We start from the raw sequence: 13,361 nt of genomic DNA on the forward strand, positions 1-13,361 counted from the left end.
GTCAGACCCCCTCGGACTGCCGTGCGGCCGCCAGGCGGACCGCGTCCATGATCTTCTCGTAGCCGGTGCAGCGGCACAGGTTGCCGGAGAGTGCCTCGCGGATGTCCGCGTCGGTGGGGTTGGGGTTGTGCTCCAGCATCTCGTCGGCCGCGACCAGCAGCCCGGGGGTGCAGAAGCCGCACTGGACGGCGCCCGCGTCGATGAAGGCCTGCTGGATCGGGGACAACCGGGCGTGCTCGCCGGCCACGGAGTCGCTGCTCTTGGCCTCCCAGCGCCTGGCCTCGTCGAGGGAGGTGCCGCGGGCGCCGGTGGAGCGGGAGCGTTCCTCCGCGTACTCCGCCAGGCCCTCGACCGTCACGACCTCCCGGCCCTCGACCTGCCCCGCCGCCACCAGGCAGGAACAGACCGGCACGCCGTCCAGACGGACCGTGCAGGAGCCGCACTCGCCCTGCTCGCAGGCGTTCTTGGAGCCCGGCAGGCCGAGCCGCTCGCGCAGCACGTACAGCAGGCTCTCGCCCTCCCACACGTCGTCGGCCTCCTGCGGGCGTCCGTTGACGGTGAAGTTGACACGCATCACGCAGCTCCCTTCGCGGTGCGGGCGGTGCCGCGGTACGACTCCCAGGTCCACATCAGGGTGCGGCGGGCCAGGACGCCGACCGCGTGACGGCGGTAGTCCGCGGTGCCCCGGACGTCGTCGATCGGGTTGCAGGCGGCCGAGCACAGCTGCGCGAACTGCCGGACGACGGACGGGGGGACGATCTCGCCGTTGTCCCAGAGGCAGCCCTCCTCGAGTGCGGCGTTCAGGAACTCCTCCGCCACCCGGGCGCGGACGGGGGTCGGTGCGGCCGAGCCGATGCCGGTGCGGACGGTGCGGGTCCCGGGGTGCAGGGCGAGACCGAACGCGCACACGGCGATCACCATCGCGTTGCGGGTGCCGACCTTCGCGTACTGCTGGGGTCCGTCGGCCCTCTTCACATGGACGGCCCTGATCAGCTCGTCCGGGGCGAGCGCGTTGCGCTTCACGCCGGTGTAGAAGTCGTCGATCGGGATCATCCGGGAGCCGCGCACCGACGCGACCTCGACCTCGGCGCCGGCCGCGAGCAGGGCGGGGTGGGCGTCGCCGGCCGGGGAGGCGGTGCCAAGGTTGCCGCCGACGCCGCCGCGGTTGCGGATCTGGGGCGAGGCGACGGTGTGGGACGCGAGAGCCAGGCCCGGCAGCTCGGTCCGCAGATGCTCCATGATCCTCGCGTACGGGACCGACGCGCCGAGCCGTACGGCGTCGTCGCCGGTCTCCCACTCGTACAGTTCGCCGATGCGGTTCAGGTCCATCAGATGCGCGGGCCGCCGGTGATCGAAGTTGATCTCGACCATCACATCGGTGCCCCCTGCTATGGGCACGGCGGTGGGGTGCTCCGCCTTGGCGGCGAGCGCCTCGTCCCAGGTCGCGGGGCGAAGGAAGTCCATGAACGGCTCTCTTCATCGTCTCTTGAGGCGTGGATTTCGAGCCAGATCGGGAGCGGCGGGCCCGGCTCGTTCATGTCCTGTTTCACGCGGTCTGAACTCAGTACACCGCCGGGTCCATGGCCACGGTCAGTCACCGAAACCATGAAGGAGTTGGCTGGCCAGGGCGATCATCTTGTAGATTCATATGAACGGAGGCCATCAGTAACCTCTCCGCTTTCCTCTGGAAACACGACGCCTGCCGGAGGAGATCGCGAGCCCAGCTTCCGAAAGTCCCGGGCAATGCCCTGGGGCTGCCCTCGGAGGCCGAGCACATCCTCCGGAAGCCGTGGGCACGCACTCCGGGCTGGAGGGGAACCTCCTCACGGAGCCCGAGGACCCGCCCGCCGGGCCCTCACCTGACCGAACGTGGATTTCTGGACAAGAACGGCGGCGACGAGACATGCGCCTGCGCGCACTGCTGAACACCGACGCGCTGGGGCTGCGGCTGCTCGGCGGCGAGGACGAGCTGGACCGCACCGTGCGCGGTGTGATGACGACGGACCTCAAGGACCCGAGCCGCTATCTGTCCGGCGGTGAGCTGGTCCTCACGGGCCTGGCGTGGCGGCACGACACCGAGGACTTCGAGCCCTTCGTCCGGATTCTCGCGAGCGCGGGCGTCTCGGCGCTCGCCGTGGGCGAGGCGGAGCTCGGCGACATCCCGGACGATCTGCTGGTGGCCTGTGCCCGGCACCGGCTGCCGCTGTTCGCCGTGCACGAGTCCGTGGCGTTCGCCACGATCACCGAGCATGTGGTGCGCCAGGTCTCCGGCGAGCGGGCGGGGGACCTGGCGGCCGTGGTGGACCGCCACCGCAGGATGATGACCTCGGGTCCGGCGGGCGGTGGCCCCGATGTCGTCCTGGACCTGCTCGGCTCCGACCTGGACCTGCGCGCCTGGGTGCTCTCCCCCACCGGCCGGCCGATCGCCGGCCCGGCGCCGGAGCTCCCCGTGGAGGTGTGCGCCGCGCTGGCCGCCGAGCACCTCGCGGCGGCGCGCGCCGGCCGCCGGGAACCGCACCGGGCGACGGTCGGTACGACGGCGTACTCGCTGTTCCCGATCCACGGCAGCACCGGCCGCCCCGGAGGCGCCGCCCGGGACGTGCGGGAGACGGTCCTGTCGGACTGGGTGCTCGCCGTCGAGGCGGACGCCGGGGACTGGCCCGCCGAGCGGCTCGATCTGCTCCAGGGCGTCACCCAGCTGATCGCGGTGGAACGGGACCGGCGGGACGCGGCCCGCACCGTGCGGCGGCGGCTTGCCCAGGAGGTCCTGGAGCTCCTTCAGACGGGGGCCGCGCCCGCCGAGATCGCGGCCCGGCTTCGGGTCGCCGCGCCCGTGCTGCTGCCCGGGCTGGGCGCGGCCCCGCTCTGGCAGGTGGTCGTGGCCCAGGTCGAGTGGGACGGCGGCGAGATCGAGGGCGGTCCGGTCGCCCAGTCGCTGCTGGAGGAGATCCTGGTCGACCCCCGGTCGACCGGCCCCGAGCAGTCCGACCGGATCGCGGTCGCGCACACCGGCGACGAGGCCATCGCGCTCGTCCCGCTCCCGGCGGTCTCCGCGGAGCCCGAGGGGTCCGAGCCGGGCGTCCTCGCCGACGCCCTGCTGGCGGCCGTACGCGACCCGCTGTCCGCGGGTCTCGACGACGACGGGCGGCTCACGCTGGGTGTCAGCGCCGCCGTGCACTCGGCCGAGGGGCTGCGGGGCGCCCTGGAGGAGGCGCGGCACGCCCGCCGGGTCGCCGCCGCCCGCACGGGCCGGGTCTGCGCGGCCGGCCACCACGAACTCGCCTCGCACGTCCTGCTGCTGCCGTTCGTCCCCGACGACGTACGCCGCGCCTTCACGGCCCGCCTGCTGGAGCCCCTGCGCGACTACGACCGCCGGCACCGCGCCGAGCTGATCCCGACCCTGGAGGCGTTCCTCGAGTGCGACGGCTCCTGGACCCGCTGCGCGACCCGGCTGCACCTGCACGTCAACACACTGCGTTACCGGGTGGGGCGTATCGAGCAGTTGACGAGCCGTGACCTCTCGCGCCTGGAGGACAAGCTCGACTTCTTCCTCGCGCTGCGCATGAGCTGAGGTCACAGCACTGGGGCACCGGTGGCACCGAGCGCCCCCGGTGTCCCACGACTTTGTGAAATCCTTCACCCACCCCCTTGGCCCGGTACCGCGATTGGTGCTGGAATGCCGCCACCACTCAAAGCTCAATGGCGTGCTCGGGGAGGGCAACGTGGCGCATACCGCCATGTCCGGTACCGGAACGACCGCAGGCGACGATCCCCTCCAGACCGCGGTGTGGCGGCTGCGTTCACGCGCCTGCTGGGCCGACGCGGCGGCACTTCTGCCACCGGAGACGGCGGAGGCCTCGCTCCAGCGGGCCTCGCTGTTCGTGGAGCGGTGCCTGTACACGGAGAAGGGCTGGGAGGAGGCCGAGGACGCGTTGCGTACGGCCGAGGCCCAGGCCCACAGCGACGAGGAGCGGGGCGCCGCCGCCTGTGAACGCGGACAACTGGCCTACGCGGCCACGCTGCACGGGGTACGGGACCGGGCGGACGAGGCGCGGGCGGCCCTCGGCCGGGCCGCGGCCCTGATCCCGCCCGGCGCCCCGGGCCGGGCACTGCTGGACTTCCGGCGGGGGCTCCTCGCCGAGAACCTCGCCCGCTCCCCGCAGGCCGCGCGCGCCGCCTACCGGCGCGCCCACGCGGGTGCCTCCGCGCACGGCGACGCGCTGCTGCTCTCCTTCACCTGGCGGCATCTCGCCGGACTCGCCCTGCGCGACGGCGAGATGACGGAGGCTCGGCACGGCTTCACGGAATCGCTGCGGATCCGTGAAGAGCTGGGCTATCTCGTCGGTACGGCGCCGGCGCTGGCGTCGCTCGCGGATGCGGAGGACGAGCCGGACGCCTCCCGGCTGCGGGCGGAGGCGGGCCGGCTGTTCCGCCTCCTGGGCGGGGTACCGACATGGCTGGCCCGACAGTTGGCGTCGGTGACACCGGCGGCGGGACCGGCCGCCTCGTAGCGGACCGAGCCGGGGACACGGGCGGGCAGACCGCCTTTTCCCCCGGTCCGGCTGAGGCAGGTTGGTCCGGTTTCTCCGGTTTTTCTCTCAGAAGAAGCTGAGAGGCTGCTGTGCCAGGCTGGCGCGCCGATCGGCGGACACGGACTCGGGCCGTGCCGCCACCCCCCTCGGCCGCCTCCCGGAGGAACACCGATGAGTCTCGTCAACGGCTTGCCCGCGCATGTGCTGTTCGTCCACTTCGTCGTCGTCCTGGTCCCGTTGACCGCGCTGGCTCTCGTGCTCTCCGCCGTGTGGCCGAGAGCCGCGCGGCGGCTGGGGCCGCTGCTGCCCATGCTGGCGTTCGTGTCCCTGGTGACCGTGCCCCTGACCACCCAGGCCGGCGAGTGGCTGGAGCGGCACGTCGACAGCGACCCGCTGGTGCGCCGGCACGCCGAGCTCGGGGACGGGCTGCTGCCGTGGGCCGCCGGCCTGTTCGTCCTGGCGGCGGTCGTCTGGTGGACCACCCGCCGGACGGCCGCGCAGCCGGACGGCACCCCGGGCACGGTCCGCGGCGGTGCGCTCGTACGGGTCGCGGCGGCCGTGCTGTCCGTCGTGGTGGCCACCGGGGCCGTCGTCGACGTGTACCGCATAGGCGACTCCGGCGCGAAGGCCGCCTGGCACGACAGCTTCTCCCAGACGGCCACCGGTCACGGCGGCTGACGGCCGTCCGCTCACAGGCCCCTGACGAACGTCCATACGGCGATACGGAATTCGGGGTCCCGGGCGAGGAGCACGGCGGCGGCGACGAGCACCGCGAACGCCAGCGGTCCGCCGGGGCCGTCCACGGCGGACACCCATCGCTTCGGGCCTCGCCCCCGGGCCCTGTGCCGCCCGGCTCCGGCACCGCCGCCGAGTCGTTTCCGCTGCCGCCGCTCCGCGTCGGACATCATCGTCGCTCCCCCGTGGGACGACCCTCGTCCCTCACCGGGCAGTACGCGACGAACCACCGGAGCAGTTCCCTCCCCGGCGACCGTCCCAAGGCCAGGGGCGTCGGTCAGGCCGCCCCGGTGAAATGCTCCCGCACCAAGGACTGCACCACCGCCAGATCCTGCGCGGCCAGCGCGTCCAGCAGGGCCGTGTGCTCGGCCGCGTCGGCGACCAGGTCGGCCCGCCCACGCGTGCCGGGACCACCGACGAGCGGCCACTGAGCACGCCGATGCAGATCCTCCGCGAGCCGCACCAACTGCTCATTGCCCGCCAGGGCGAGCACCGCGCGATGGAACGCGCGGTCGGACTCGGCGTAGGTGGCCCGGCAGCCGGAGGACGCGGCCCGGACGGTCGCCTCGGCCAGCGGGCGCAGTTCCGCCCAGCGTTCGGCGGGCACCGTACAGGCGAGCCGGAGCATCACGGGGACCTCGATGAGCCCTCGGATCTCGGCCAGTTCGGCCAGCTCGCGGGCGCCGCGGACGGCGACCCGGAAGCCACGGTTGGGTACGACCTCGACCGCCCCCTCCAGCGCGAGCTGCTGCATCGCCTCACGCACGGGGGTCGCGGACACCCCGAACCGCTCGGCGAGCGCGGGGGCCGAGTACACCTCGCCGGGCGTCAGCTCCCCCGCGACCAGCGCGGTGCGCAGGGCGTCCAGGATCTGGCGGCGGACGGAGGCTCGCTGCACGACGGGACGTCCCGCTCCGGACGGCACCCCGTCGAAGGGCCCCTCGTGTGCCGTGCCGGGCCGCTCCCCGCGCACCGGCAGCTGCCCGCCGTCGGGCCGCCGGCCGCCGTGGGGCTCTTCGTCGCCGTACGGCCGCTCCTTCAGGCGCGGACGCGGGATCGCCGGCTCGCTGTGGGTGTGCTCGCCGCGCGTGGCGCCCGCGGCGGCGCCCCGCTCACGGACCTCGTCCCCGGATCCGGGCCGCGGCACCTGCGCGGTCTCCGCCCCCGCGTCCGCGACCCACGTCTCGGCGGAGCCCTCCGCACGGCGCGAACGGGCCTGCTCCACGGGCTCCTCCTCCGGTCCTGGCGGTGCTGGGCAGTACGGCGGACCCCTCCGGGGGTTGTTACCGCTCGGAAAGCACCTTAGGCACCTTACGCTCCGGTTCCCTCGCTCACCATCTTCGATAAGGTAAGCCTTACCTACGAAGACTCGTGAAACGGCGGTCCCGTATGCCTCTGTCGCCTCGTTCCGTACTGCCCTCGTCCGCGCTCGCCGAGGCGTACACCCGACTCGGCGAGGCGTTCCCCGCCCTGACCGTCGGGGAGCTGGGCCCGGGCGAGGCGGTCCCGGAGGGCGACGGCTGGTTCCCGGCCGCCCTCCTCGCCCGCGACGAGGCGGCCCTCGACGCGTTCCTGGCCCAGGACGAGGCACAGGTGCTGCGCGACTACGGGCAGGGGGCCCGGCCGGACGTCGTGGCGAGTTTCGGGCTGCGCCGCTACGCATGGCCGGCCTGCCTGCTGATCACCGTGCCGTGGTTCCTGCTGCGCCGAGTCCCCCGCCTGCCCGTGGAGCACGCCTCCCTCCACCGCGGCCTCGGCCGCATGGCGGTGCGGCCCGACACGTTCGCGTGCCTGCCGGACGACCCGGCGGCCGGGCTGCCCGGGGCCCGGGTCGTGGCGGACGAGGAGGCGCTGCGGTCCGAGGTGCGGGCGGCCGTGGCCGAGCACCTGGAGCCGGTGCTCGCGAGCTTCGGGCCGCGTATGCGTCGCCGGGGGCGGGCCCTGTGGGGCATGGCGACGGACGAGCTGGTCGAGGGCCTCTGGTACGTCGGCGGGCTGCTCGGGGAGGAGCGGCGCGCGATGCGCGAGCTGGAACTGCTGCTGCCGGGCGCCACGAAGCCGTACGCCGGCTCGGCCGCCTTCCGTGAACTGGCCGGTCCGGAGGGACCCCCGCTGCCCACCCGGGACCGCGTGAGCTGCTGCCTCTTCTACACCCTGCGCCCCGAGGACACGTGCGTCACCTGCCCGCGCACCGGTGACGCCGAGCGGGTGGCCAAGCTGACGGCGCTCGCCGCGAGTTGAGCGCGCCTCAGCGCCCCGATGCGCCCGGGACCCCGGCAGGCGGAGCCGTCCGCGTGCCGTAAGATCCACTTGAACAAGACCCCACTCGGACTCACAGGTGTTTCACAAATTCCCCACTCGTCTCGGGAACTTTCCGTGGCACCACCCGTCCGGGTAGTCTTATTCGAACTCAACTCCCGCCCCTCAAGCGGCAGTTCGAGCAGAACGCCGCCCTGGGCATCCCCTTGCACTTCCTTGGCGGCCTCTTGCCCCGAAACCCCCTGAGGGCCGGTGGAATTGGGCCACTATGGCGGGCGTTACGCCCTATCCCAATGCAAGGGACCCCAGATGAGACTGACCGACATATCGCTGAACTGGCTGCTTCCGGGCGCCGTCTTGCTCCTGGGCGCGGTGGCGGCGGTGGCGGTGCTCGCGCGCGGAAAGCGCTCCTCCGGGGAGAACGCGAGCGCGGACGACTCGTGGGAGCGCGCCGAGGAGCGCCGCAGGCGTAAGGAAGCCATCTACGCCACCGCCTCCTACGTACTGCTCTTCTGCTGCGCCGCCGTCGCCGCGGCGCTCTCTTTCCACGGCCTGGTCGGCTTCGGCCAGCAGAACCTCGGGCTGACGGGCGGCTGGGAGTACCTGGTCCCGTTCGGCCTGGACGGCGCGGCCATGTTCTGCTCCGTGCTCGCGGTCCGCGAGGCCAGCCACGGTGACGCCGCGCTCGGCTCCCGCATCCTGGTGTGGACGTTCGCCGCCGCCTCCGCCTGGTTCAACTGGGTGCACGCGCCGAGGGGTATCGACCACGCGGGCGCGCCGCAGTTCTTCGCAGGCATGTCCATGTCGGCCGCCGTGCTCTTCGACCGCGCGCTGAAGCAGACCCGCCGTGCCGCGCTGCGTGAGCAGGGCCTGGTGCCGCGCCCGCTGCCGCAGATCCGCATCGTCCGCTGGCTGCGGGCCCCGCGTGAGACGTACAAGGCCTGGTCGCTGATGCTGCTGGAGGGCGTGCGCAGCCTGGACGAGGCCGTCGAGGAGGTCCGCGAGGACCGCCGCGAGAAGGAGCAGAACCGCTCGCGCCGACGCGAGCAGCAGCGCCTGGAGCGCGCTCAGCTGAAGGCGCTCAGCCGCGGCCACCGCGCACTGACCGGCGGCAACGGCGGACGTCAGGTGGACGTCACCACCGTGGAGCGCGCCTCCGCACCCGTACCTTCGGAGCCTGCCCTACCCGCGGCGGAACTGCCCTCGGCGAGCCGCCCCTCGCTCCAGCCCGTCCGGAGCTCCGCCGCTGACCCGATCAGGGTCGATCTGACTGCGGAGGACGACACCATGGCCCTGCCGCGGCTGGACTCCCTGGAGCGCAAGCTCAAGGACCTTGAACAGCAGTTCGGCTGAGACCGGACGTCTTCACCGGAAGGGGGGCGCGGCATCTGCCGCGCCCCCCTTCCGGTGTCAGGCGGCCTCCGCGTCGAGGTCGAACCACACGGCCTTCCCCACCCCGTGCGCCCGTACGCCCCACGCGTCCGCGAGGGACTGCACGAGGACCAGCCCCCGGCCGTGTGTACCGTCGTCGGTGGTCGGCATCCGCAGATGCGGTCTGCGCCGGACGAAGTCCCGCACCTCCACGTGCAGTCCGTCGGATGAGACGGTGGCCGTCAGGACCGCGTCGCGGTCGGTGTGGACGAGTGCGTTGGTGACCAGTTCGCTGGTGAGCAGTTCGGCTATCTCGGATCGTCCCGGCTTCCCCCAGTGCGTCAGCAGCTCCCTCAGTGCCCTGCGCGCCTCGGGCACGGCCCGTAAGTCCGCCCGTCCCAGCCTGCGGTTGAGCTGGGCGCCCGGCGAGCAACCCCTCGCACCGTCGGCTGTCTCCTCCGTCTTCTTCGCCGAGAAGGCCCCGATGGTCGCGGGACCGCCTCCTCGTGCTCGCCTCTTCATGACCCCCGCCTGTACGTGGTTGTCGGTTCCCCTCCTGACCGAACGCCTCAGGGGGATCCATGCCCCGTGCGGCAGTCGCCAGTCCTGTCGAATCGTCAACAGTCGAACCGGCGCGTCCGGATACGCCCGGTCCCGGTGACCCGGCGCCGACCCGCCCGTGGGTCGCCCGGGGCGCCCCACCGGACCGGACTCTTGTCGCAGGACATCCCCCGCTTCCCGGGAGTGGGCGCCCGCGCCGCCGCTGCCCGACGACGGGACCGTGACACGGGGCGAGCCGGCGGCGATCCCGGCGGTCACGCAGGGCCACGGACTACGCGCCGGGCGGGCCGCCGACCGCCCGGGCCGGTCCCATCGGCCGACCCCCGGCTGCCGCCACGGTCGTACGCGAACCGCCGCCCTCGCAGGGCGGGGAGGAACTTCCTTAAGGACGCGGCACGTTACGGATGTTGGAGCGGGCCATCTGGACCATGCGTCCGACACCGCCGTCCAGCACGATCTTCGAGGCGGAGAGCGCGAAGCCCTTCACCATGTCCCGGCTGATCCGCGGCGGGATCGACAGCGCGTTGGGGTCGGTGACGACGTCCACCAGAGCGGGCCCCTTGTGCCGGAACGCGTCTTTCAGGGCACCCGTGAGCTGCTTGGGCTTCTCCACCCGGATGCCGTACGCCCCGCACGCCTCGGCCACGGCCGCGAAGTCGGGGTTCTTGGCGCTGGTGCCGTACGACGGCAGTCCCGCGACCATCATCTCCAGCTCCACCATGCCGAGCGAGGAGTTGTTGAACAGCACCACCTTCACCGGAAGGTCGTACTGCACCAGGGTCAGGAAGTCGCCCATCAGCATGGAGAACCCGCCGTCCCCGGACATCGACACGACTTGCCGCTTCCGGTCGGTGAACTGCGCCCCGATCGCCATCGGCAGCGCGTTCGCCATCGAACCGTGGGAGAACGAGCCGATGACGCGGCGACGGCCGTTCGGCGAGATGTAGCGGGCGGCCCATACGTTGCACATCCCGGTGTCGACCGTGAAGACCGCGTCGTCGGCGGCGACCTCGTCGACGACCGACGCCACATACTCCGGGTGGATAGGAACGTGCTTCTCCACCTTGCGGGTGTAGGCCTTCACCACGCCTTCGAGCGCGTCCGCGTGTTTCTTCAGCATCTTGTCCAGGAAGCGCCGGTTCTGCTTGGCCTTCACCCGCGGGATGAGACAGCGCAGGGTCTCCTTGACGTCGCCCCACACCGCGAGGTCCAGCTTGGAGCGACGGCCCAGGTTCTCCGGCCGCACATCGATCTGGGCGATCTTCACATCGTCCGGCAGGAAGGCGTTGTACGGGAAGTCGGTGCCCAGCAGGATCAGCAGGTCGCACTCGTGGGTGGCCTCGTAGGCGGCGCCGTAGCCGAGCAGCCCGCTCATCCCGACGTCGTACGGGTTGTCGTACTGGATCCATTCCTTGCCGCGCAGGGCGTGTCCCACCGGGGACTTGATCTTCCCGGCGAACTCCATCACCTCGGCGTGCGCCCCCCGGGTGCCGCTGCCGCAGAACAGGGTGACCTTCTCCGCCTCGTCGATCATCGCCGCCAGCCGGGCGATCTCGTCGTCGCCGGGACGCACGGTGGGCCGTGAGGTGACGAGGGCGGTCTCGGCCGACCGGTCGGGCGCGGGCTCGTCGGCGATGTCACCGGGGAGCGAGACGACACTGACGCCGCTGCGGCCGATCGCGTTCTGGATCGCCGTCTGCAGCAGCCGGGGCATCTGCTTCGGGTTGGAGATCAGCTCGCTGTAGTGACTGCACTCGCTGAACAAGCGGTCGGGGTGGGTCTCCTGGAAGTAGCCGAGCCCGATCTCGCTGGACGGGATGTGGGAGGCGAGGGCGAGCACCGGGGCCATGGAGCGGTGGGCGTCGTACAGACCGTTGATGAGGTGCAGATTGCCGGGGCCGCAGGAGCCCGCGCAGGCGGTCAGCTTCCCGGTGATCTGCGCCTCGGCGCCCGCGGCGAAGGCGGCGGTCTCCTCGTGCCGTACATGCACCCAGTCGAGTGCGGAGTTGCGGCGCACGGCGTCCACGATCGGGTTGAGGCTGTCGCCCACCACCCCGTACAGGCGTTTGACTCCCGCCCGGGCGAGGATGTCGACGAACTGGTCCGCGACGTTCTGCTTGGCCATGGATCCATGCACCCCTTCCGTCTCCTTGGGTCCATCAATCCACAGTGACCGCGATCACGCCTCCCAAACAGCCGCCGCCGTACGGTCGTCGGCGTAGCCCTTCACCCTCACCCGGGTGTCCACGAGGAAGGCGTCCAGGCTCGGCGGTCCGCCTGTCGACCAGCGAAGTGTCAGGTGCCGGGCGAGCTGCGGCTCATCGCGCAGCGGGTCGGCGAGGCCGCTGCTGCACAGCACGAGCGTGTCACCCGGGCGGGCGACGGAGGCACGGAAGCGGAAGGGGTCCCGGGGCGGCCCGACGGGTCCGTTCCCCTCGGGCGGGACCGGGAGCCCGGGGGACGGCTCATCAGGGTGCGGGGACGTCGTGATGCCCAGGTCCATGGTGAGGCGGTCTCCCTCGGGGGTCTCGGACGGCAGCGAGCCGAACCCGACCACCGGCTCGCCCGCCGACTCGGCCACCCGGGGCTCGATGTCCTGCCACTCTCCGCCCCGCAGCCGGAACAGACCGCCCTCGCCGACGCCGAAGAACACCCGGGTGCGGCAGGCCGGGTCGGCGGGCAGCAGCAGACAGCGCAGACCGGCGGTGTACTCCTCGGGGTCGACGCCCTGTTCGGCGGCGCTCGCGCGGAGCCGGCCCAGGCTGCGGTCGGTGAGCCGGTGCAGGCCCGACTTGAGGTCGCCGCGCCGGGCGGCCCGGATGTCCTCGGCCAGCCGGACGTGGCTGCGTCCGACGGCCCGTCCGATCCACCGGCACACCTGGGCGGCGGCCCGGTGCGCCCCGGGCGTGGCCCGTGCGCCGGTCGCCATGGCGACGAGGACGAGGGCCTGGTCGCCGGTGCCGAAGCGGGCGGTGAGCAGGCAGTCCCGGCGCGGCTCGCCCCGGAAGCGCGCCGAGTCACCGCGCACGGAGGCCGCGCGCAGCGTCAGGGCCCCGTAGCGCGCGCCGTCCAGCACGGTGTCGGGGACCAGGTCGTCCAGGCCGTCGGGGTCGGCGAGCGGGAGAGCGGTGGGCTCGGCGTCATAGGTGGGCGGTCCGGAGCCGACGTAGTCGACCGGGGCCGGGGTGCGGGGGACGACAGCCTCCGCGGGCGGACGGGCGGCAGGGGGCGGGGCTTCGCCGGGCGGCGGTACGACGGCCGGAGCGGATCCCGCCGGGGCGGCACCGGTGGGAAGCGCCGGGGAGCGGTCCGGGGGTGGCGGTACGGCGGCCGGCGGACGGGCGGGAGGCGGCGGTACGGCGGCCGGAGGGTGGTCCGGGGGCGGAACCTGGGCGGATGACGGCCCCGTCGGGGAGCCGTCGAAGGGGGCCACCTCGCGGAACCCCGGCGGCATCGGCCCGGGCGGGAAGGTCACGGGGCCGGGCGGACGGGTGGACGGAGGCTCCCACGGCACGGGCCCCTGACGAGGGACGGGGCCGCTCCCCCGCGCACCACCACCGCCGCCGCCGTCGTCGTCGTCGGCGGCGGCGGCACCGGATTCACCCTCCGAAGACCCCTCGAACGGAGGAGTCCCCCCGTCGACCGTGCCCGCCGCGGAGGCGAAGCGGTCGTCCAGGCTGTCGGCCCCGGGGGCCGGTCCGGTGTCCTCGGTGGAGTCGTCGTACAGCTGCCCCCACCAGTCGTCCTCGTGGCCGTCAGGCTTCTCCCCCTGCTGACTCATGCCCCCAATTGTCCACCGCGCGCGGCGTATGAAAACGGGGCATCGGGAAAATCGGGCCGTGCCACCTCGCCCTGACGGCAGGGCGGTCGAGCCTCGAACGGTGATACGAGGCCGGAGGGGTG

General features: G+C 73.0%; 12 protein-coding genes. 5 read left to right on the forward strand and 7 right to left on the reverse strand.

What is annotated here, in order from left to right:
* Position 1 precedes the first annotated feature (1 nt).
* Both AB0L95_RS01840 and AB0L95_RS01845 read right to left on the reverse strand, forming a co-directional pair.
* Positions 2 to 574: a (2Fe-2S)-binding protein gene (locus AB0L95_RS01840; protein WP_365155303.1), complete on the reverse strand. Its 573-nt coding sequence runs from the start codon at positions 572 to 574 to the stop codon at positions 2 to 4.
* A complete protein-coding gene (locus AB0L95_RS01845; protein ID WP_365155306.1) occupies positions 574 to 1,464 on the reverse strand; it encodes a xanthine dehydrogenase family protein subunit M in 891 nt (296 codons plus the stop codon). Before AB0L95_RS01845 ends, AB0L95_RS01840 begins: the two co-directional genes overlap by 1 nt.
* Positions 1,465 to 1,903: 439 nt before the next feature.
* Here AB0L95_RS01845 and AB0L95_RS01850 point away from each other — a divergent pair, with 439 nt between their 5' ends.
* From AB0L95_RS01850 to AB0L95_RS01860, 3 genes are all read left to right on the forward strand, one after another.
* Positions 1,904 to 3,571, forward strand: coding sequence for a PucR family transcriptional regulator ligand-binding domain-containing protein (locus AB0L95_RS01850; RefSeq protein WP_365155309.1), 1,668 nt, complete (start codon positions 1,904 to 1,906; stop codon positions 3,569 to 3,571).
* Positions 3,572 to 3,722: 151 nt separating this feature from the next.
* Positions 3,723 to 4,511, forward strand: coding sequence for a hypothetical protein (locus AB0L95_RS01855; protein WP_365155311.1), 789 nt, complete (start codon positions 3,723 to 3,725; stop codon positions 4,509 to 4,511).
* A 192-nt stretch (positions 4,512 to 4,703) separates the two neighbouring features.
* Positions 4,704 to 5,210 carry a DUF2231 domain-containing protein gene (locus tag AB0L95_RS01860; RefSeq protein ID WP_365155314.1) on the forward strand — a complete coding sequence of 169 codons (507 nt, stop codon included), beginning with the start codon at positions 4,704 to 4,706 and terminating at the stop codon, positions 5,208 to 5,210.
* A gap of 11 nt (positions 5,211 to 5,221) precedes the next feature.
* Here AB0L95_RS01860 and AB0L95_RS01865 read toward each other — a convergent pair whose 3' ends face one another.
* Together AB0L95_RS01865 and AB0L95_RS01870 are read right to left on the reverse strand one after the other, a co-directional pair.
* Positions 5,222 to 5,440, reverse strand: coding sequence for a hypothetical protein (locus tag AB0L95_RS01865; protein ID WP_365155317.1), 219 nt, complete (start codon positions 5,438 to 5,440; stop codon positions 5,222 to 5,224).
* Positions 5,441 to 5,544: 104 nt separating this feature from the next.
* Positions 5,545 to 6,414: a GntR family transcriptional regulator gene (locus tag AB0L95_RS01870; RefSeq protein WP_365156468.1), complete on the reverse strand. Its 870-nt coding sequence runs from the start codon at positions 6,412 to 6,414 to the stop codon at positions 5,545 to 5,547.
* Between the two features lie 242 nt (positions 6,415 to 6,656).
* Between AB0L95_RS01870 and AB0L95_RS01875 the strand changes: the two genes are divergently transcribed.
* Positions 6,657 to 7,508, forward strand: a complete 852-nt coding sequence (locus tag AB0L95_RS01875) for a (2Fe-2S)-binding protein (protein ID WP_365155320.1) — start codon at positions 6,657 to 6,659, stop codon at positions 7,506 to 7,508.
* A 327-nt stretch (positions 7,509 to 7,835) separates the two neighbouring features.
* A complete protein-coding gene (locus AB0L95_RS01880; protein ID WP_365155323.1) occupies positions 7,836 to 8,879 on the forward strand; it encodes a DUF2637 domain-containing protein in 1,044 nt (347 codons plus the stop codon).
* A 57-nt stretch (positions 8,880 to 8,936) separates the two neighbouring features.
* Here AB0L95_RS01880 and AB0L95_RS01885 read toward each other — a convergent pair whose 3' ends face one another.
* From AB0L95_RS01885 to AB0L95_RS01895, 3 genes are all read right to left on the reverse strand, one after another.
* Complete coding sequence (locus AB0L95_RS01885; protein ID WP_365155326.1) at positions 8,937 to 9,419, reverse strand: ATP-binding protein; 483 nt, start codon at positions 9,417 to 9,419, stop codon at positions 8,937 to 8,939.
* A gap of 421 nt (positions 9,420 to 9,840) precedes the next feature.
* Complete coding sequence (locus AB0L95_RS01890; RefSeq protein WP_365155328.1) at positions 9,841 to 11,583, reverse strand: pyruvate dehydrogenase; 1,743 nt, start codon at positions 11,581 to 11,583, stop codon at positions 9,841 to 9,843.
* Between the two features lie 54 nt (positions 11,584 to 11,637).
* Positions 11,638 to 13,239, reverse strand: coding sequence for a protein phosphatase 2C domain-containing protein (locus tag AB0L95_RS01895; protein WP_365155331.1), 1,602 nt, complete (start codon positions 13,237 to 13,239; stop codon positions 11,638 to 11,640).
* Positions 13,240 to 13,361: the final 122 nt, after the last annotated feature.

It is taken from the genome of Streptomyces sp. NPDC052036, from assembly GCF_040680495.1.
Classification (GTDB): Bacteria; Actinomycetota; Actinomycetes; order Streptomycetales; family Streptomycetaceae; genus Streptomyces.

Coding starts and splice junctions, on each gene's coding strand:
- AB0L95_RS01845 (WP_365155306.1), bottom strand. CDS start 1,464: ATGGACTTCCTTCGCCCCGCGACCTGGGACGAGGCGCTCGCCGCCAAG.
- AB0L95_RS01860 (WP_365155314.1), top strand. CDS start 4,704: ATGAGTCTCGTCAACGGCTTGCCCGCGCATGTGCTGTTCGTCCACTTC.
- AB0L95_RS01865 (WP_365155317.1), bottom strand. CDS start 5,440: ATGATGTCCGACGCGGAGCGGCGGCAGCGGAAACGACTCGGCGGCGGT.
- AB0L95_RS01840 (WP_365155303.1), bottom strand. CDS start 574: ATGCGTGTCAACTTCACCGTCAACGGACGCCCGCAGGAGGCCGACGAC.
- AB0L95_RS01875 (WP_365155320.1), top strand. CDS start 6,657: ATGCCTCTGTCGCCTCGTTCCGTACTGCCCTCGTCCGCGCTCGCCGAG.
- AB0L95_RS01880 (WP_365155323.1), top strand. CDS start 7,836: ATGAGACTGACCGACATATCGCTGAACTGGCTGCTTCCGGGCGCCGTC.
- AB0L95_RS01885 (WP_365155326.1), bottom strand. CDS start 9,419: ATGAAGAGGCGAGCACGAGGAGGCGGTCCCGCGACCATCGGGGCCTTC.
- AB0L95_RS01895 (WP_365155331.1), bottom strand. CDS start 13,239: ATGAGTCAGCAGGGGGAGAAGCCTGACGGCCACGAGGACGACTGGTGG.
- AB0L95_RS01850 (WP_365155309.1), top strand. CDS start 1,904: ATGCGCCTGCGCGCACTGCTGAACACCGACGCGCTGGGGCTGCGGCTG.
- AB0L95_RS01890 (WP_365155328.1), bottom strand. CDS start 11,583: ATGGCCAAGCAGAACGTCGCGGACCAGTTCGTCGACATCCTCGCCCGG.